Genomic DNA, 18,007 nt, shown 5'->3' on the forward strand with positions numbered 1-18,007 from the left:
CTTGCCTTCCCGCCGCGCCGAACGAAACATCCCTCTCGTCGCCACCGTGCACCGAAGGGATACGCGATGAGAGCCGCCCTCCTCTGCTCGGCCGCCGGGTCCTTGCTGCTGAGCACCCTCACCGCGGCCCCGGCCACCGAGGACCGGACGGGGGCGGCCGAGATGCGGGGCACCGCCGTGGCCGCCGCCCGTGCGAAGGCGGCCGGTGTCGACTTCGGTCCGTGCCCCGACGCGCAGGACCTGCCCGGCAGCATGCAGTGCGGCACGGTGAACGTCCCGCTGGACTACGCCCGCCCGGACGGCAAGCGGATCGAACTCTCCGTCAGCAGGGCCCGCGCCACACGGAAGGACCCGCACCACGGCACCCACACCGTCCGCAGGCAGGGCGCCCTCCTCTACAACCCCGGCGGGCCGGGCGCCACCGGCCTGTACTTCCCGCTCATCGGCCTGCTCCCCGAGTGGAAACGGATCGCGGCCGCCTACGACCTCGTCGGCTACGCCCCGCGTGGGGTCGGCCGTTCGGCGCCGCTGTCGTGCAGGGACCCGAAGCAGTTCCTCAAAGGGCCCTCGCAGGCGCCGACGCACCCCTCGGAGTCCTACAAGCGGGAGCGCGTCGCGCAGGCGAAGGCGTACGCGCGCGGCTGCGCCGAACGGGCCGGCGACGCGCTGCGGCACTACCACTCACTGAACAACGCCCGGGACCTCGACGTGCTGCGCGCCGCGCTCGGCGAGGAACGGCTGACCTTCATGGGCTCCTCGTACGGCACCTATTTCGGGGCCCTGTACGCGACGCTGTTCCCGGCACACGTACGGCGGATGGTGTTCGACTCGGTGGTCCACCCCGACCCGGCGCGGATCTGGTACCGCAACAACCTCGCCCAGTCGGCGGCGTTCGAGCGTCGCTGGGCGGACTTCCGGGCGTGGATCGCCCGGCACGACGACGTGTACGGGCTGGGCGGGACCGCGCGGGAGGTGCTGCGCGGCTACGAGCGGGCGAGCGCGAAGCTGGCCGCCGAGCCGGCGGGCGGAAAGGTCGGACCGGCTCAGCTGCAGGGCGCGTTCCTCCAAGCCGGGTACTACGACGACCAGTGGCCGCACCGCGCGCACGCGCTGTCCGCATATCTCAAGGGCGATGCGAAGCCGCTGGTCGAGCAGATGGAGCAACACCCGGAAGCGGCCGTCGAGGCGGAGAACTCGCGCGCGGTCTACCTGGCCGTCGAGTGCAACGACGCCCCCTGGCCCACCGACTTCAGGGTGTGGGACCGGGACAACACCCGGCTCGCGCGGGTGGCGCCCTTCGAGACCTGGCACAACGTGTGGACGAACCTGCCGTGCGCGTACTGGCCGGCGCCCCGGCAGCGGCCGCTCGATGTGGCGGCCGGGCCGGGCGAGCTGCCCCCGACGCTGATCCTGGCCGCCGAGCGGGACGCCGCCACGCCCTACGACGGCGCCCTCGAACTCCACGACCGCCTCGCGGGTTCGGTCCTGGTGACGGAGCGGGACGCCGGCGCCCACGGCCTGGCCGGCGGGCCGAACGCCTGCGTCAACGGGCACATGGAGGCGTATCTGCTTCAGGGCCGGCTGCCGGGACGGCGCGCGGAGTGCGCCCCGCACGCCGAGCCGAAGCCGACGGCCCCGGACCGGGCCGGGGCCGTCGGGCGCGGCCGCTGATCAGGCCAGGCCGGCGACCAGCTCGGCGATGTCCTTGCGGCGGCCCGTGTAGAACGGCACCTCCTCGCGGACGTGCCGGCGGGCCTCCGAGGCGCGCAGGTGACGCATGAGGTCGACGATGCGGTACAGCTCGTCGGCCTCGAAGGCGAGGATCCACTCGTAGTCGCCGAGGGAGAACGAGGCGACGGTGTTGGCGCGGACGTCGGGGTAGCCGCGGGCCATCTTGCCGTGGTCGGCCAGCATGCGGCGGCGGTCCTCGTCGGGCAGCAGGTACCAGTCGTAGGAGCGCACGAAGGGGTAGACGCTCACGTAGTCGCGGGGCGTCTCGTCGGCGAGGAACGCCGGGATGTGCGAGCGGTTGAACTCGGCGGGGCGGTGCAGCGCCATGTTCGACCAGACGGGCTCCAGGGCGCGGCCCAGCTGCGTGCGGCGGAAGAGGTTGTACGCCTCCTGCAGCGCGTCGCTGGTCTCCGCGTGCCACCAGATCATGAGGTCGGCGTCGGCGCGCAGGCCCGACACGTCGTAGGTGCCGCGGATCGTCACGTCCTTGGCGGCGAGCTGGTCGAACAGTTCCTGGACCTCGCCGGCGTACCCGGCGCGGTCCTCGGGGAGGACGTCCTTCAGCTTGAAGACGGACCAGAGCGTGTAGCGGATGACCTCGTTGAGGTCCTTGGCCAGCTTGCCCTTGTTCGGGATGCGCTCGGGCGCGGTGCTGGAGGCCGTGGTGGAGGCGTCGTCACTCATGCTCCTCATTCTCCCGCTCCGCCGTGCAGACTCTGCACCGGGTGGGCGGTGAGCTCCTGCACACCGCGCAGGTCACCGTGGATCTGGTCGACGGCGGCGTACGCGCCGGCGATGCACGCCGGGATGCCGACGCCGTCGTACGCGGCGCCGCAGACGGCGAGGCCGGGGAGGCGGGCGAGGTGGTCGCGGATGCGGGCCACGCGCGCGTGGTGGCCGACGGGGTACTGGGGCAGGCCGTCGTCCCAGCGGGTGACGAGGGTGGCGACGGGTGTGGCGTCCAGGCCGGTCGCCGCCTTCAGGTCCCGCCGGGAGACGTCGGCCAGCTCGCCGTCGTCACGCCGGAGGATCTCCGTCTCGCCGTGGCGTCCCACGGAGGTGCGCAGGACGACCAGGTCCGGGTTCTCGTCGGCGATCCAGCCCCACTTCTGCGAGGCGAACGTGGACGCCTTGATGGTGTGCCCGTCGACGGGCGGCACGAGGAAGCCGCTGCCGTCGGGCAGGGCCGCCCCGTCGCGGCGGTAGGCGAGGGTGACCAGGGCCATGGAGGCGTATTCGACTCCGTCGAGCTCCGCGGCGGCCCCGGGGGTCTCGGCGCGCAGCAGCCGGGCGGCGACGGGGGCGGGGGCGGCGACGATCACGGCGTCCGCGAGCCACTCGCGCCCGGCGGAGGCGACGTGCCAGCGGCCCTCGGGGGTGCGACGCAGATCCGTCACCGGTGTCCGCGTGAGGATCTCGCCCCCGCGGGCCCTGACCGAGTCCGCCACCGCGAGGGGCAGGGTGCCGACGCCGCCCCGGATCCCCATGAAGACCGGGCCGGTCTGCCGGGCCGCGGCCGCCTTCGCCTGGAGCTCGCGGACCCCGGCCGTCAGGGAGGTGTGGCTCCGGGCCACCTGGAAGAGCTGCGGGACGGCCGAGCGCATGGAGATGCGGTACGCGTCGCCCGCGTACACCCCGCCCAGCATGGGCTCCAGCAGGCGGTCGACGACCTCGCGGCCGAGGCGCTCCGCCACGTACTCCCCCACCGCCACGTCGTCGCCGACCTCGGTGCGGGGCAGTTCGGCGTCCCGCTCGATGCGGGCGAGGCCCTCCTCGGACAGCACCCCGGCCAGGGCGGAGGCGGTGCCGGGCACTCCCATCACATGCCCCTTGGGGAAGGGGCGCAGGGCGCCGCGGGTCCACAGCGAGGCCGTCGCGGTGGCCGGGGGCTGCAGACGCTCGGCGAGGCCCACCTCGCGCGCGAGTGCCACCGCCTCGGGGCGGCGGGCCAGCATCGACTCGGCGCCGAGGTCCACGCGCGCACCCGCGATCTCCCCGGGCAGCAGCTTGCCGCCGACCCGGCCGGAGGCCTCCAGCACGGTCACCCGCGCCCCGCGCTCCAGCAGCCGGTGTGCGGCGGCCAGCCCCGCGATACCCGCCCCGATGACGACGACCTGCCCTTGAACTTCGCGCATGCCCCCAGCCTCTCAGACCCCGCCGGCACCGCGGCCGCGCCCCGGTGTCCGTCACGAGTCCCGACCGTGACCGCATCGGAACCGTCCAGGGCCAAACGATCGGCGCCGTCCGGGCGTCGAAGAAGCGTCAGCAGAATCGACCCCGGGGGATGCCCGCATGCGCACACGACGATCCGTACGACACCCCGCCCCGGCCCTGGCAGCGCTCCTGCTGGCGGCCGCCGTCGCACTCACCGGGTGCAGCGCCCAGGACGACGGGGCCGGCGGCAGCAGCTCCGCCGACCGCGGCGTCGCCGCCCCCGGGGCGGACGGCAAGGCCGGCTCGGCGGAGGCCGCCCCCGGCGGTGCCGGAAGCGGCGCCAAGGCCACGGCGCCGCCGAAGCTCGCCGCGAGCCACATCATCCGCACGGCCTCCCTGGCCGTGCAGGTCAAGGACGTCCCGAAGGCCCTGGAGCAGGCCCGCGCGGGCGCCGAGAACGCGGGCGGCTACGTCGGCAACGAGACCACCACCCGGGACGCCGAGGGCCATGAGCGCACCCGGGTCGTGCTGCGGGTGCCCGTCGAGAAGTACGACGAGGTCCTCACCGACCTGGAGGGCGCCGGCAAGCTCCTCGACCGCAGCGCGAAGGCCGAGGACGTCACCGACCAGGTGGTCGACGTGGAGAGCCGGATCAGGACGCAGCGCGCCAGCGTGGCCCGGATCCGCGAGCTGATGGACCGGGCCGGCAAGCTCAGCGACGTGGTGACCCTGGAGGGCGAGCTGAGCAGCCGTCAGGCAGACCTGGAGGCGCTGCTCGCCCGGCAGGAGTCCCTGAAGGACCGCACCAGCCTGGCCACCATCACCCTGTCGCTGTCCGAGACCCCGGTGAAGAAGGCGGAGGCCAAGGACGACGACCCGGGGTTCGTCGACGCGCTCGCGGGCGGCTGGAACGCCTTCGTGACGATGCTGCGGTGGCTCGCGGTGGCCTTCGGCGCGGTGCTGCCGTTCGCGGCGGTGGCGGCACTGATCGTGCTGCTGTGGCTGCGTGTCGTACGCCCCCGGCTGCCGCGCCGCCCCGAGCCCGCACCCATGACGACCGCGCTGGGCCCGCTGCCGGCGGCCCGCCCGGCGCCGGAGTCCACACGGCCGCGGACCCCGGGCGAGCAGGACTGAATTGCCGTGCTCCCGTAGCGTGTTCGCATGAACATGAGCCGTACACGGGAGCGACTGGTCGTCATCGGCGGCGACGCCGCGGGCATGTCCGCGGCGTCGCAGGCGCGCCGTCTGAAGGGCCCCGGGGAACTGGAGATCGTGGCGTTCGAACGGGGCCACTTCACGTCGTACTCGGCGTGCGGCATCCCCTACTGGGTCGGCGGCGACGTCACCGGCCGGGACCAGCTCATCGCCCGCACCCCCGAGGAGCACCGCGCCCGGGACATCGACCTGCGGCTGCGCACCGAGGTCACGGAACTCGACCTCGACGGACGGCGGGTACGCGCCCGTGACGCCGGCTCCGGTGAGGAGTACTGGACGTCGTACGACCAGCTCGTGATCGCGACCGGCGCCCGGCCGATCCGGCCGGACATGCCCGGTGTCGACGCGGCCGGGGTGCACGGAGTGCAGACGCTGGACGACGGCCAGGCGCTTCTCGACACCCTGGAACACACGCGAGGCCGCCGGGCGGTGGTCGTCGGGGCCGGTTACATCGGTGTGGAGATGGCCGAGGCGCTCATCAAGCGCGGCTACGAGGTGACGGTCGTCAACCGCGGCAGCGAGCCGATGTCGACCCTCGACCCGGACATGGGCCGCCTGGTGCACGAGGCCATGGAGGGCCTGGGCATCACGATGGTGAACGACGCCGAGGTCACGAAGATCCTCACCGACGACGGGGGCACCTCCCTGCTCGAGCGCAGCCGAGAGCTTGAGGGAGGGCGGGTGCGGGCGGTGGTCACGCAGGACCGCGAGTTCCCCGCGGACGTGGTCGTGCTCGGCATCGGCGTCCGCCCCGAGACGACCCTCGCCCGGGCCGCGGGCCTCCCGCTCGGCCCGCACGGCGGTCTCCTCACCGACCGTTCGATGCGGGTACGCGGCCACGAGAACGTCTGGGCCGGCGGCGACTGCGTCGAGGTCCTCGACCTGGTCTCCGGCCAGGACCGGCACATCCCGCTCGGCACCCACGCCAACAAGCACGGCCAGATCGTCGGCACCAACATCGGCGGCGGTTACGCGACCTTCCCGGGCGTGGTCGGCACCGCGGTCAGCAAGGTCTGCGACCTGGAGATCGCCCGCACGGGCCTGCGCGAGAAGGACGCCCACCGCGTCGGGCTGCGCTTCCACTCGGTCACCATCGAGTCGACCAGCCGCGCGGGCTACTACCCGAACGCCTCCCCCATGACGGTCAAGCTGCTCGCCGAGCACCGCACGGGCCGCCTCCTCGGCGTGCAGATCGTCGGCCGGGAGGGCGCGGGCAAGCGGGTCGACATCGCGGCGGTCGCCCTCACCGCGGGCATGACGGCAGAACAGATGACCATGCTGGACCTCGGTTACGCCCCGCCGTTCTCCCCGGTCTGGGACCCGGTCCTGGTGGCGGCCCGCAAAGCGGCGGCAAAGGTCCGCGGCACCTCGTGACGGGGCGGGTGCCTCAGGGGCGCGGGGAACTGCGCGACGAGCCACGGACGTCGCGCACCCGGCGACGGCCCCGCACCCCTGAGGCGAAGCCCTACGCCGTCCCGACCGTCCCGTTGATCCGGTCGATCGCCTGGCGCGCCTGCTCCGCCGGCGGCCGCGACGGCAGGGAGGACACCGACGCCGAAGCCGTCACCGCCGGGGGCTGCTCCCCGGCCGGCTTCGCGTGCGAGGCCACCCGGGTCGACCGCAGCCGGTGGCTCACCGCCTCCTCCAACGTCACGGGCCGCCGCAACTGGGTGGCCAGCCGCCCCGCCTCCTGGCCGAGGCGGGCCACGTCCTCCCAGGGCAGCCGCACCACCAGCGTCAGCTCCGCCTCGCCGTCGGGCAATGCGTGCATCGCGGGAGTAACTCGGTCGTTCATCGCCTGTTCCTCACGTCGGCCCCGCGACCCGCCTTCCCCGCGCCGCGGGCGGTTGCCGACACATACGCACGCCCGTACGGCCGCGTTCAGCGGTCCGGCCGATCGGGCTTTCGCCTCAGCGCAGGGTCCGCGTGTGCACGTGCTCCACGAGCCGCGTCAGCGCGTCCGGGTCCGTGGACGGCATGACGCCGTGGCCGAGGTTGAAGATGTGCCCCTCGAGGTCCTTCGCCGCGTCCAGGACTTCGAGGGTCTTGGCCTCGACGGCCTGGGTCGGGGCGAACAGCACGGTCGGGTCGAGGTTGCCCTGGAGTGCCTTGCCGGGGCCGACCCGGCGGGCCGCCTCGTCCATCGGGACCCGCCAGTCGACGCCGACGACGTCCGCGCCGGCCTCGCCCATGAGACCCAGCAGCTCGCCGGTGCCGACGCCGAAGTGGATGCGCGGCACGCCGTAGCCGGCCACGGCGTCGAAGACCTTCGCCGACGCGGGCAGCACCGAGCGGCGGTAGTCGACGGGGGCCAGCGCGCCGGCCCACGAGTCGAACAGCTGTACCGCCGAGGCACCGGCCTCGATCTGCACCTTCAGGAACGCGGCGGTGATGTCCGCGAGGCGGTCGAGCAGGTCGGCCCACAACTCGGGGTCGCCGTACATCATCGCCTTGGCGTTCTCGTACGTGCGGGACGGGCCGCCCTCGACGAGGTAGCTGGCGAGGGTGAAGGGGGCGCCGGCGAAGCCGATGAGGGGGGTGGCGCCGAGCTCACGGGTGAGCAGGCCGATGGCCTCGGTGACGTAGGAGACGTCCTCGGGGGCCAGGTCTCGCAGCTGCGCCAGGTCCGCGCGGGTGCGGATGGGGTGCTCGACGACCGGGCCGACGCCGGGCTTGATGTCGAGGTCGACGCCGATGGCCTTGAGCGGGACGACGATGTCGCTGAAGTAGATCGCCGCGTCCACGCCGTGCCGGCGCACCGGCTGGAGGGTGATCTCGGTGACCAGCTCGGGCCGCATGCAGGACTCGAGCATCGGAATGCCCTCGCGCACCTTGCGGTACTCCGGCAGTGAGCGCCCGGCCTGCCGCATGAACCACACCGGCGTGTGCGGCACGGGCTCGCGCCGGCAGGCCTTGAGGAAGGCGGATTCGTACGGGGCGGACGGCTGCTGGGCCCGAGGGGCGTCGTTGGCACTCACGGGGCCAAGTTTCGCACGCTGCCGTACAGCGCGATCCAGCCCCTGGAGAGGCGCGGGGTGTCTAGCCCGGCACCCGGGCTCCGGTCCCCGTAATCTTCCCGCATGGCTGCGGCTCAGGGACGACTGTCGGACGGCGCTGGCGGAATGGACGAAGCGAAGGACACCGAGAACGACCGGCGGGAGGCGGACTCCGCCCCGCTGCCCTTCCGGGCCGCCGTCGACGCGCTGAGGGCGGCGCGGCTGCGGCCCCAGATCGAGGTCGAGCCGACGCCCCCGCCGAAGCGGCTCGCCCCCTACTCCTACGCGCTGGAGGCCGCGGTCGTCGACGGCGACCAGGACCTGGCCGACGGCCGCCTGGTGCTGCTGCACGACCCGGCCGGGCACGATGCCTGGCGGGGCACGTTCCGGCTCGTGACGCTGGTGCGCGCGGAGCTGGAGCCGGAGATGGCGGCGGACCCGCTGCTGCCGGAGGTGTGCTGGTCCTGGCTGACCGGCGCGCTCCAGACGCGCGGACTGACGTACGGGGAGCCGAGCGGCACCGTCACGCGCGCGAGCTCCCACTACTTCGGCGGGCTGTCCGCGCGCCCGGCCGCCTCGCAGATCGAGATCCGCGCGTCGTGGACGCCGCGCGAGGGCCTGGGCGGGGTACCGGACACGGCCGCCCATCTCGCGTCCTGGTGCGATCTGCTCGCCCAGATCGCCGGGCTGCCCCCGGCCGGGCCCGGGGACGCGTCGATCGTGACGCTGCCCCAGCGGCGAGGGCCGCAGTCCCGCTGATCCACCCCTGGCCGCCCCGCACTGATCGATCTTGTGCGGGGCGGTCAACCATGTCCTGCCGACGATCACACCTGCGTCCCCCTCTTGGCCGAATCACTTTGTCGATACGGCCACTTTCGACCGCGTAGCGACGCAGACCGAAACCGTTCGACCTTCGAATGATCGACCGCGTGTCCGAATTGCACGGATTGTTATCACCGAATCGTGATCATTCTCTAAAGGCGGACGGGTTCGGTGCCGAAGACGACTGTGACCTTGAAAGCACGGTTCGTCCCGGCTTCACCCCCACGAGCCGGCCCCGTCCCGCACCCCAGGAGGCCTGGTGTCCGTTCTCCTCGAGCAGCCCGCAAGCCTGGTCGCCTACCGCCCGAACAAGCCGACCGCCATGGTGGTCGTGGCCGACCCGCGCGTCCGCTCCACCGTCACCCGCCATCTGTGGGCGCTCGGTGTGCGCGATGTCATCGAGGCCTCGTCCATCGCGGAGGCTCGTCCCCGCATCGGCAACCCCCGCGACATCTGTGTCGCCGACGTCCACCTGCCGGATGGCTCCGGCCTCACCCTGCTGTCGGAGACCCGCGCCGCGGGCTGGCCCAACGGGCTCGCCCTCTCCGCCGCCGACGACATCGGCGCCGTGCGCAACGCACTCGCCGGCGGGGTGAAGGGTTACGTCGTCACCGGCACCCGTACCAACGTCGGACTCCCCACCCGCCCGGGCGCCGCCCCCATCGGCGCCGCCGCCGCCCGTCTGCACCGCCGCCCCCCGGGTGCCCCGAGCCACCCGGGCGGCTACCGCGAACTGTCCGGCCGTGAGGTCGAGGTGCTGCGGCTGGTCGCCGAAGGCCAGTCGAACAAGGCGATCGGCGTCTCGATGGGACTGTCCGCCCTGACCGTCAAGAGCCACCTCGCCCGCATCGCCCGCAAGCTCGGCACGGGCGACCGCGCCGGCATGGTCGCGGTGGCGCTGCGGACCGGGATCATCCACTGACCCGCTCCGCCGTGACCTCCCGTGATCATTCGTTCACGTGAACGGGATCGGGCTCCGGCCCCGTTCGCGTCACGCACGGTTCGCGAACCCGCTGCTTCCCCGACATGACTGGTTTGCGACCCTGGGCCGCCCGCCGACGGAACGTTCCGTCGGCGGGCGCTGTCCATACATGGATACCCTTGACAGGTGACCGACGCCCACGACACCGCAGCAGACAGCTCACTGCGAACCACCGGAGGCGCTCCTCCGGACGACGGCGGATCTTCTGCTACGGAGGCGCCGACCCCTCTGCTGGAGCCGCGTGAGGGCATTCCGCCCGTCATCGCGGACGAGACCGCCCTGGCCCGGGTGATCGCCGCCTTCGAGGCGGGATCCGGGCCCGTCGCCGTCGACGCCGAGCGCGCGTCCGGCTACCGCTACGGGCAGCGCGCCTACCTCGTGCAGCTGCGCCGCGAGGGCGCCGGAACGGCCCTGATCGACCCCGTGGCCTGCCCCGACCTGTCCGCCCTCGGAGACGCCCTGTCCGGCGTCGAGTGGGTGCTGCACGCCGCCACCCAGGACCTGCCCTGCCTGCGCGAGATAGGCATGGTGCCGACGCGGCTGTTCGACACGGAGCTGGCCGGGCGGCTCGCCGGGTTCCCCCGGGTCGGCCTCGGCGCGATGGTCGAGAGCGTGCTGGGCTTCGTCCTGGAGAAGGGCCACTCCGCCGTCGACTGGTCGACCCGGCCCCTGCCCGAGCCCTGGCTGCGGTACGCGGCGCTGGACGTCGAGCTGCTCGTCGACCTGCGCGACGCGCTGGAGAAGGAGCTGGACCGGCAGGGCAAGCTGGACTGGGCCCGCCAGGAGTTCGACGCGATCGCCTCGGCTCCGCCGCCCGAGCCCCGCAAGGACCCGTGGCGGCGTACGTCCGGCATGCACAAGGTGCGCCGGCGGCGGCAGCTGGCCGTCGTACGGGAGCTGTGGCAGACCCGGGACCGGATCGCGCAGCGGCGGGACGTGTCGCCGGGCAAGGTGCTCGGGGACGCGGCCATCGTGGAGGCCGCGCTGGCGCTTCCGGCCAATGTGCACGCGCTGTCCGCGCTGAACGGTTTCGGCCACCGCGTGGGCAAGCGGCAGCTGGAGCAGTGGCAGGCGGCGGTGGACCGGGCGAAGGCGCTGAGCGAGGCGCAGCTGCCGCAGCCGGGGCAGCCCGTGACCGGGCCCCCGCCGCCGCGTGCCTGGGCCGACAAGGACCCCGCGGCCGCGGCGCGATTGTCCGCGGCCCGGGCCGGGGTGTCGGCGCTGGCCGAGCAGCTCGCCATGCCGCAGGAGAATCTGATCACGCCGGACACGGTGCGGCGGGTGTGCTGGGAGCCGCCGGCGGTGGTGGACGCCGAATCGGTGGCGGCCGCTCTGGCCGGTCATGGTGCGCGGCCGTGGCAGGTGGAGCAGGTGACGCCGGTGCTGGTGGAGGCCCTGTCCCCGAAGGAGGCCTGAGGAAGGCCGGCTACTTCGTGGCCCCCCGGGTGAAACCGTTGTAGATGAACCGCTGGAGGAACAGGAAGACGACCAGAGTGGGGACGATGACGAGGATCGCTCCCGCCGAGATCGTCTCCCAGTGGGCGCCGAACGGTCCCTTGAAGCGGAACAGCGACGTCGAGATCACGCCAAGATCTTCGGAGGGCAGGTAGAGGAAGGGGATGTAGAAGTCGTTGTAGACGGTGATCCCCTTCACGATCACGACCGTCGCGATCGCCGGTTTCAGCAGCGGGAAGATGACCTTGCGGTAGACCGTGAAGGCGTTGGCCCCGTCGATGCGGGCCGACTCGTCCAGGGAGACCGGAATCGACCGGACGAACTGCAGGAAGATGTAGATCGAGACGATGTCCGTGCCCATGTAGAGGGCGATCGGCGCCCAGAGGCTGTCGAACATGCCGAAGCTGTTCACGATCTGGAAGGTGGCCACCTGGGTGGTCACTCCGGGGACCAGCGCGGCGATGAGGAACAGGGCCAGGACCGACGTGCGGAGGCGGAACCGGAAGCGGTCGATGGCGTAGGCCGTCATCGAGCCGATGAGGACGGTGCCGCCGATGGCCACGACCAGGATGATCGCGGTGTTGGCGAACGCCGAGAGCATCCGGCCGTCCTGGAACGCCGTCACGTAGTTGTGGAAGTTGAACGGGTCGTCGGGCAGCGCGAGCGCTCCGCTGCCGTCCGCCATCTCCCGCTCGGACTTGAGGGAGGTCAGGAGCACGGCGGCCAGCGGGAGCAGGACCACCGCGGTCGCGGCGATCAGCGACAGGTACACGAGGACGCGGGTCACCGCGCGGCGTGTCATACGAGGTCCACCTTGTCGTCGGGGGCGAGGCGCCGCTGCACCCAGGTCACCGCCAGGACGATCAGCAGCAGCACGACCGCGGCCGCCGAGGCGAGGCCCGTCTTGTCGAACTGGAAGGCCAGCTTCACGGTCTGGATCACGAACGTCTCGGTGCCGGTCGCGCCGCCGGTCATGATGTACGGGATCTCGAAGACCGACAGGGAGCCCGAGATCGACAGGATCACCGTCAGGGACAGGACCGGCTTGATGCCCGGCGCGATGATGTGGCGGAACTGGTGCCAGCGGTTCGCGCCGTCCAGCTCGGCCGCCTCGTACAGTTCCCCCGGGACCGACTGGATCGCCCCCAGGAAGAGGACGAAGTTCAGGCCCAGGTAGCGCCAGACGGAGACCGCCGCGAGGGACGTGTTCGCCGAGGTGGGGCTCCCCAGCCACGCTCGGTCCGTCTCCACTCCGAGCAGGCTCAGCACCGAGTCGAGGGTGCCGCCGTCCTGGAAGAAGTAGAGGAAGACGAACCCGATCGCCACGCCGTTGATCAGGTACGGGAAGAACAGCACGCCCTTGAAGAAGTTCCGGAAGCGGACGTTGAAGCTGAGGATCGTGGCGAAGTAGAGCGCGGCCACGATCTGGAACGCCGAGGCCGCCAGGTAGTAGCCGCTGACCCAGAAGACCTCGAACAGCTCGGAGCGGGTGAAGAGTTCGGCGTAGTTCTCGGTGCCCGTGTAGCGCAGCTCGGGGCTCACCCCGTCCCAGTCGGTGAAGCTGTACGCGACCATGTTGGCGATCGGCGCGTAGGTGAAGACGATCAGCAGGGCGAGCGGGGCGAGCAGGAAGAGCCAGGGGGTGGCCCCGCGCCACAGACGGGCCGGGCGCGGGGCGGGGGCCGGTGCGGGGGCGGCCGCTCCCGCGGTGGCCTTGACGGCCGCCGTCTCGGTCGTGCCCCTCATCAGTACCCCAGCGACTTCTGGGTCTCGGTCCACTTCTCACCGAGGCCGTCCAGGTAGTCGTCCGGGTCGCCCTTCCTGGCGCCGCGGGCCATGTCCACGAGTTCCTGGCGGTAGTCGGGCTTGTTGATGCCGACCTCGGACTGGTTCTCGATGGTCTTCACCTCGGCGCCCTTGCTGTCGTCGAGTTCGAGGAGCTTGACGCCCGCCTCCTCGTACGGCTTCAGGACGTCGGGCAGCGGGGCGTACTTCAGCGGGGAGAGCGCCAGGTTGTCCCGGGCGTAGCCGGACTTCTCGGTGAACCAGTCGATCCAGGCCCGGGCGGCTTCCTTGTGCTCGGAGTGGATGTTGACGGCCTGGTTGTAGTCGGGTGACGTGACCGCGCAGAAGCTGCCGTCCTTCTGTGCGGGGAAGGGCATGAACCCGATGTCGTCCGGGTCGGTGCCGGCCTGCTTCGCCGCGCCCTGCATCTGGATGACCGCCCAGGAGCCGAGCCACATGGTGGCGATCTCGCCCTTGGCCAGCTTGGGCTTGGACGCCTCCCAGTTGGTGGTCGTCGGGTCCTTCTCGATGAGCCCTTCGTGCACGATGTCGTACAGCAGTGTGTCGGCCACCCGCAGGTCGGCGCCCTCGGCCCAGGGATTGCCCTCGGCCAGCCTGGTGGTCGCCTGCTCGTCGCAGCTGACCGAGCCGTTGACCCCCGTCCACTGACTGAGCGGCCACTTGTCCTTGAAGTTGGTGTAGTAGGGGACCGCGTCGGTCTTCGACTTGATCGCCTTGAGCCCGGCGAGGAACGCGGCCGGTGTCGTGGGCCAGTCGGTGACCCCGGCCTCGCTCCACACCTTCTTGTTGTAGATGAACCCGGGGACCGCGCCGAGCGGGCTCTGGCCGTAGACCTTGCCGCCGACGGCGGTGAAGTCCGTGAAGCGGTACTTCTTGCTCCGCTCCTCCTGGCTGCCGAGCGAGGCGAAGAACCGGGGGTAGTCCTTCTTCTGGATCACCGCGGGGATCATGAGGACGTCGCCGTAGTTCTCCGTGTTCATACGGATCTTGACTTCGCCCTCGTAGTCGGTGATGCCGTCGAACTCGACCTTCACCTTCGGGTACGTCTTGTTGAACTCGGCGGCGTACTTCTTCAGCGTCCCGTCCTGCACGAGGTCGGTCCGGTGGGTGAGGACGGTGATGGTCCCGTCGACCTTGGAGGGATCGCCGGGCGCCTCGGCGTCGGCGCCCTTCGAGGAGCCTCCGCTGCCGGTGCAGCCGGAGGCGAGCAGGGCGGCGCCCGCGGCGAGGGCGAGGAGGGTACGGCGGTTCATGTGCATCAGCTCCGTTCGCGGAGGGGAACTCGGGACGGACGAGCACGTGCGGTATGGCTGGTTCGGAACTCTGACAGCGTGCACTCAACCGGTAAAGTCCCAATCCCGCCAACGATGCGAAACCGACACTCGACTCTTCACTGAACCGGTTAAGGGAGTGCGCATGCTGGAGGCCACACCGCTCGGCGAGGGATGGATCCTGCGGCACGACGCGGACACGCTGCCGGCCACCGTGCCGGGCTGCGTGCACACCGATCTGATGGCGGCCGGGGTGATCCCGGACCCGTTCCTCGGCCGCAACGAGGCCGAGGTGGCGTGGGTGGGGCGCCGCGACTGGACGTACGAGCGGGAGATCGGCGGCTCCCCGGGGCAGGAGCAGACCGACCTGGTCTTCGACGGGCTCGACACCGTCGCCGAGATCTCCCTGGACGGGCGGCCGCTGGGGAAGGTGCGCAACATGCACCGCTCGTACCGGTTCGACGTGACGGGCCTGTCCGGGCGGCTGTCCGTGCGGTTCGTCTCCGCCTACGCCGAGGCCGAGGCCGTGCGGAGCCGGCTGGGCGAACGGCCCGCCGCCTACGCCGAGCCCTACCAGTACCTGCGCAAGATGGCCTGCTCCTTCGGCTGGGACTGGGGGCCGACCCTGGTGACGGCCGGGATCTGGCGGCCGGTGCGCCTGGAGCACTGGTCGACGGCCCGGATCGCCCGGGTGCGCCCGCTGATCACCGTCGAGGAGGGCACGGGCGTCGTCGAGCTGGCCGTCGACGTCGAGCGGACCCGGGTGGAGGCACCGCTCGCCGTGGAGGCGACCGTCGCGGGGGTGCGGGCGCGGGCGGAGATCGAGGGGGCGGGCGGGACCGTACGGCTGCGGGTGCCGGACGCGCGACTCTGGTGGCCGCGCGGGTACGGCGAACAGCCGCTCTACGACATCGAGTTGCGGCTGCTGCACGGCGAGGACGACCTGGACGTGTGGCGGCGGCGGATCGGTTTCCGCAGCGTGGAGCTGGACCGGCGGCCCGATGCGCACGGCACCGGCTTCACCCTCGTCGTCAACGGCGAGCGGCTCTTCGCGCGGGGCGTCAACTGGATCCCCGACGACGTCTTCCCGTCCCGCATCACCCGCGAGCGCTACCGGCAGCGGCTGGAGCAGGCGGCCGCCGCGGGCGTGGACCTCGTGCGGATCTGGGGCGGTGGGATCTACGAGAGCGAGGACTTCTACGACGCCTGCGACGAACTCGGCCTGCTGGTCTGGCAGGACTTCCCGTTCGCGTGCGCGGCCTACCCGGAGGAACAGCCGCTGCGCGGCGAGGTGGAGGCCGAGGCCCGGGAGAACGTCGTACGGCTGATGCCGCATCCCTCGCTCGTGCTGTGGAACGGCAACAACGAAAACCTGTGGGGCTTCCGGGACTGGGAGTGGGAGCCGCGGCTGGCCGGGGACTCCTGGGGCGAGGGCTATTACCTGGGCCTCCTGCCGCGCGTGGTGGCCGAGTCGGACCCGACCCGGCCGTACACCGCGGGGAGCCCCTGGTCCGGGTCCTGGCGGCACCACCCGAACGACCCGGCGCACGGCACCCACCACTCGTGGGAGGTGTGGAACCGGGAGGACTACGCGGACTACCGGCTCAGCGTGCCCCGGTTCGTCGCCGAGTTCGGCTGGCAGGCGCCTCCCGCGTACACCACCCTGCGCCGCGCCCTGCCCGGGGAGGAGCTCGCGCCGGACTCCCCCGGCATGCTGCACCACCAGAAGGCGGACGACGGCAACGGCAAGCTGGAGCGGGGACTCGGGCGGCATTTCGCTCTGCCGGAGGGGGACTTCGACCGGTGGCACTACCTCATGCAGCTCAACCAGGCGCGGGCGGTCGCGGCCGGGATCGAGCACTGGCGTGCGCACTGGCCGGTGTGCGCGGGCACGATCGTCTGGCAGCTCAACGACTGCTGGCCGGTGACGTCCTGGGCGGCGATCGACGGGGACGGCCGGGAGAAGCCGCTGTACCACGAGCTGAAGCGGTTGTACGCGGACCGGCTGCTGACGATCCGGGCGGGGGACGGCGGGCTGGAGCTGGCCGCCGTCAACCAGGGAGCGGACGACTGGCGGGACACACTGACCCTGCGGCGGCTTTCCGTCGAGGGCGAGGTGCTGGGGCGGGCGGACGGGGAACTGCTGGCCGGGAAGCGGACCGTGGGGCGTGTCGACGTGCCGCGCGAGCTGACGCCCGCCGGGCCGAAGGAGTTCCTGGTCGCCGACGTGGGCGGGCTGCGGGCGGTGCACTTCCCCGTGCCCGACCGCGACGTCCCCTATCCCGCCCCGCGGTTCGACGTCGCGCTCACTCCGGGCGGCATCACGGTGACCGCCCGCACCCTGGTCCGGGACCTGCTCCTCCAGGCCGACCGGCTGGAGCCGGGGGCGCGGGCCGACCGGGGCCGGGTCACGCTGCTGCCGGGCGAAGAGGTGACCATCGGGGTCCGCGGCTGGAAGACTCCGGACGCGGAGACCGCTCGTTCTGCCCTGTACTGCGTGGAGCCCACCCGATGACGGCAACGCCGACCCCTCGCGTCACCATCAAGGACGTCGCCGCGCGCGCCGGTGTGTCCAAGGGTGCCGTGTCCCTCGCGTTCAACCACAAGCCCGGGCTGTCGGAGGCCACCCGGGACCGGATCTTCCGGGCGGCGCGGGAGCTGGGCTGGGCGCCGAGCCTCACGGCACGGACGCTGGCCGGATCGCGGGTGGACGTGGTCGGGCTGGCCGTGTGCCGGCCGGCGCGGGTGCTCGGACTGGAGCCCTGGTACATGGAGTTCGTCTCGGGCGTGCAGAGCGTGCTGACCGAGCACTCCAGTTCGCTGCTGCTGCGGCTCGTGCGGAACATGGACGAGGAGGTGGCCGTCCAGGAGGCGTGGTGGCGGGGGCGGCAGATCGGCGGGTCGATCCTCGTCGACTTCCGGGCCGACGACCCCCGCTCGGCCCTGGCGGAGCGCCTGGGGATGCCGGTGGTCGCCGTCGGGCACCCCTCGCTGACCGGGGGGCTCACGTCGGTGTGGACCGACGACGCCACGGCCGTGACGGAGGCGGTGCGGTATCTGGCCGCGCTCGGGCACCGGCGGATCGCCCGGGTGGGCGGGGCGGCGGAGCTCGGTCACACGACGATCCGGACGGCGGCGTTCGACGAGGCGGCCGGGGCACTCGCACTGGCCGGGGCGTGGCAGGTCGCGACGGACTTCTCGGGCGACGCGGGGGCGCGGGCGACACGGTCGCTGCTGACGGCGTCGCCCGCCGACCGGCCGACGGCGATCGTTTACGACAACGACATCATGGCGGTGGCGGGGCTGTCGGTGGCGGCGGAGATGGGGCTGCGGGTGCCTCAGGACGTGTCGCTGCTGGCCTGGGACGACTCGCAGCTGTGCCGGCTGACGCACCCGACCCTGTCGGCGATGAGCCATGACGTGCACGGGTTCGGGGCGGAGGTGGCCCGGACGCTGTTCTCGGTGATCACCGGGGGCCAGGCCGGATCGCATCCGGTGCCCACTCCCGTGCTGACCCCGCGGGGCTCCACGGCACCGCCGAAGGTGTGACCTTCACCGCTCCCCCTGTCAGGACT

General features: G+C 72.3%; 15 protein-coding genes. 8 read left to right on the forward strand and 7 right to left on the reverse strand.

What is annotated here, in order from left to right; translation table 11 throughout:
* Positions 1-66 precede the first annotated feature (66 nt).
* The gene (locus ACFY9E_RS06050) at positions 67-1,671 is read left to right on the forward strand and encodes an alpha/beta fold hydrolase (RefSeq protein WP_390979736.1); all 1,605 of its coding nucleotides are present in this window, start codon (positions 67-69) and stop codon (positions 1,669-1,671) included.
* Here the strand turns inward: ACFY9E_RS06050 and hemQ are convergent, their stop codons facing one another.
* Positions 1,672-2,415, reverse strand: a complete 744-nt coding sequence (gene hemQ, locus ACFY9E_RS06055) for a hydrogen peroxide-dependent heme synthase (RefSeq protein ID WP_390979737.1) — start codon at positions 2,413-2,415, stop codon at positions 1,672-1,674.
* Positions 2,416-2,420: 5 nt separating this feature from the next.
* Complete coding sequence (hemG, locus tag ACFY9E_RS06060) at positions 2,421-3,866, reverse strand: protoporphyrinogen oxidase (RefSeq protein ID WP_390979739.1); 1,446 nt, start codon at positions 3,864-3,866, stop codon at positions 2,421-2,423.
* Positions 3,867-4,023: 157 nt separating this feature from the next.
* Between hemG and ACFY9E_RS06065 the strand changes: the two genes are divergently transcribed.
* Both ACFY9E_RS06065 and ACFY9E_RS06070 read left to right on the forward strand, forming a co-directional pair.
* Complete coding sequence (locus ACFY9E_RS06065; protein WP_390979741.1) at positions 4,024-5,019, forward strand: DUF4349 domain-containing protein; 996 nt, start codon at positions 4,024-4,026, stop codon at positions 5,017-5,019.
* 27 nt (positions 5,020-5,046) lie between these two features.
* Positions 5,047-6,474: an FAD-dependent oxidoreductase gene (locus ACFY9E_RS06070; protein WP_390979743.1), complete on the forward strand. Its 1,428-nt coding sequence runs from the start codon at positions 5,047-5,049 to the stop codon at positions 6,472-6,474.
* Between the two features lie 91 nt (positions 6,475-6,565).
* Here ACFY9E_RS06070 and ACFY9E_RS06075 read toward each other — a convergent pair whose 3' ends face one another.
* Positions 6,566-6,895 carry a hypothetical protein gene (locus tag ACFY9E_RS06075; RefSeq protein ID WP_386503853.1) on the reverse strand — a complete coding sequence of 110 codons (330 nt, stop codon included), beginning with the start codon at positions 6,893-6,895 and terminating at the stop codon, positions 6,566-6,568.
* 115 nt (positions 6,896-7,010) lie between these two features.
* Positions 7,011-8,078 (reverse strand): uroporphyrinogen decarboxylase, encoded by a 1,068-nt coding sequence (hemE, locus tag ACFY9E_RS06080; RefSeq protein WP_390979745.1) that lies wholly within the window; start codon positions 8,076-8,078, stop codon positions 7,011-7,013.
* A gap of 102 nt (positions 8,079-8,180) precedes the next feature.
* On the opposite strand from hemE, the gene ACFY9E_RS06085 reads away from it, so the two are divergent.
* From ACFY9E_RS06085 to ACFY9E_RS06095, 3 genes are all read left to right on the forward strand, one after another.
* Positions 8,181-8,855, forward strand: coding sequence for a DUF3000 domain-containing protein (locus tag ACFY9E_RS06085; protein WP_078899169.1), 675 nt, complete (start codon positions 8,181-8,183; stop codon positions 8,853-8,855).
* Positions 8,856-9,177: 322 nt separating this feature from the next.
* Complete coding sequence (locus ACFY9E_RS06090) at positions 9,178-9,840, forward strand: response regulator transcription factor (RefSeq protein WP_003993737.1); 663 nt, start codon at positions 9,178-9,180, stop codon at positions 9,838-9,840.
* Positions 9,841-10,026: 186 nt separating this feature from the next.
* Positions 10,027-11,316 carry an HRDC domain-containing protein gene (locus ACFY9E_RS06095; protein ID WP_390979748.1) on the forward strand — a complete coding sequence of 430 codons (1,290 nt, stop codon included), beginning with the start codon at positions 10,027-10,029 and terminating at the stop codon, positions 11,314-11,316.
* Positions 11,317-11,326: 10 nt separating this feature from the next.
* Here ACFY9E_RS06095 and ACFY9E_RS06100 read toward each other — a convergent pair whose 3' ends face one another.
* Genes ACFY9E_RS06100 through ACFY9E_RS06110 form a run of 3 tightly spaced genes read right to left on the reverse strand, consistent with a single transcriptional unit; the run spans position 11,327 to position 14,414 of the window.
* Positions 11,327-12,157, reverse strand: coding sequence for an ABC transporter permease subunit (locus ACFY9E_RS06100; protein ID WP_390979750.1), 831 nt, complete (start codon positions 12,155-12,157; stop codon positions 11,327-11,329).
* The gene (locus ACFY9E_RS06105) at positions 12,154-13,101 is read right to left on the reverse strand and encodes an ABC transporter permease subunit (protein ID WP_390979752.1); all 948 of its coding nucleotides are present in this window, start codon (positions 13,099-13,101) and stop codon (positions 12,154-12,156) included. Before ACFY9E_RS06105 ends, ACFY9E_RS06100 begins: the two co-directional genes overlap by 4 nt.
* Entirely contained in the window at positions 13,101-14,414 is a 1,314-nt protein-coding gene (locus ACFY9E_RS06110; protein ID WP_390979754.1) for an extracellular solute-binding protein, read from the reverse strand. The genes ACFY9E_RS06105 and ACFY9E_RS06110 overlap by 1 nt, the downstream gene beginning before the upstream one ends.
* 163 nt (positions 14,415-14,577) lie before the next feature.
* On the opposite strand from ACFY9E_RS06110, the gene ACFY9E_RS06115 reads away from it, so the two are divergent.
* Both ACFY9E_RS06115 and ACFY9E_RS06120 read left to right on the forward strand, forming a co-directional pair.
* Positions 14,578-16,947: a glycoside hydrolase family 2 protein gene (locus tag ACFY9E_RS06115; RefSeq protein WP_390979756.1), complete on the forward strand. Its 2,370-nt coding sequence runs from the start codon at positions 14,578-14,580 to the stop codon at positions 16,945-16,947.
* Positions 16,944-17,981, forward strand: a complete 1,038-nt coding sequence (locus tag ACFY9E_RS06120) for a substrate-binding domain-containing protein (protein WP_390979758.1) — start codon at positions 16,944-16,946, stop codon at positions 17,979-17,981. Before ACFY9E_RS06115 ends, ACFY9E_RS06120 begins: the two co-directional genes overlap by 4 nt.
* The last annotated feature ends 26 nt before the right edge of the window (positions 17,982-18,007 follow it).

The sequence above is a fragment of the Streptomyces sp. NPDC012466 genome (assembly GCF_042955215.1).
GTDB lineage: Bacteria > Actinomycetota > Actinomycetes > Streptomycetales > Streptomycetaceae > Streptomyces.

Excerpts from the sequence above, each read along its gene's own strand:
- ACFY9E_RS06050 (WP_390979736.1), top strand. The coding sequence starts at position 67 with ATGAGAGCCGCCCTCCTCTGCTCGGCCGCCGGGTCCTTGCTGCTGAGC.
- hemQ (WP_390979737.1), bottom strand. The coding sequence starts at position 2,415 with ATGAGTGACGACGCCTCCACCACGGCCTCCAGCACCGCGCCCGAGCGC.
- hemG (WP_390979739.1), bottom strand. The coding sequence starts at position 3,866 with ATGCGCGAAGTTCAAGGGCAGGTCGTCGTCATCGGGGCGGGTATCGCG.
- ACFY9E_RS06065 (WP_390979741.1), top strand. The coding sequence starts at position 4,024 with ATGCGCACACGACGATCCGTACGACACCCCGCCCCGGCCCTGGCAGCG.
- ACFY9E_RS06070 (WP_390979743.1), top strand. The coding sequence starts at position 5,047 with ATGAACATGAGCCGTACACGGGAGCGACTGGTCGTCATCGGCGGCGAC.
- ACFY9E_RS06075 (WP_386503853.1), bottom strand. The coding sequence starts at position 6,895 with ATGAACGACCGAGTTACTCCCGCGATGCACGCATTGCCCGACGGCGAG.
- ACFY9E_RS06085 (WP_078899169.1), top strand. The coding sequence starts at position 8,181 with ATGGCTGCGGCTCAGGGACGACTGTCGGACGGCGCTGGCGGAATGGAC.
- ACFY9E_RS06100 (WP_390979750.1), bottom strand. The coding sequence starts at position 12,157 with ATGACACGCCGCGCGGTGACCCGCGTCCTCGTGTACCTGTCGCTGATC.
- ACFY9E_RS06105 (WP_390979752.1), bottom strand. The coding sequence starts at position 13,101 with ATGAGGGGCACGACCGAGACGGCGGCCGTCAAGGCCACCGCGGGAGCG.
- ACFY9E_RS06110 (WP_390979754.1), bottom strand. The coding sequence starts at position 14,414 with ATGAACCGCCGTACCCTCCTCGCCCTCGCCGCGGGCGCCGCCCTGCTC.
- ACFY9E_RS06115 (WP_390979756.1), top strand. The coding sequence starts at position 14,578 with ATGCTGGAGGCCACACCGCTCGGCGAGGGATGGATCCTGCGGCACGAC.
- ACFY9E_RS06120 (WP_390979758.1), top strand. The coding sequence starts at position 16,944 with ATGACGGCAACGCCGACCCCTCGCGTCACCATCAAGGACGTCGCCGCG.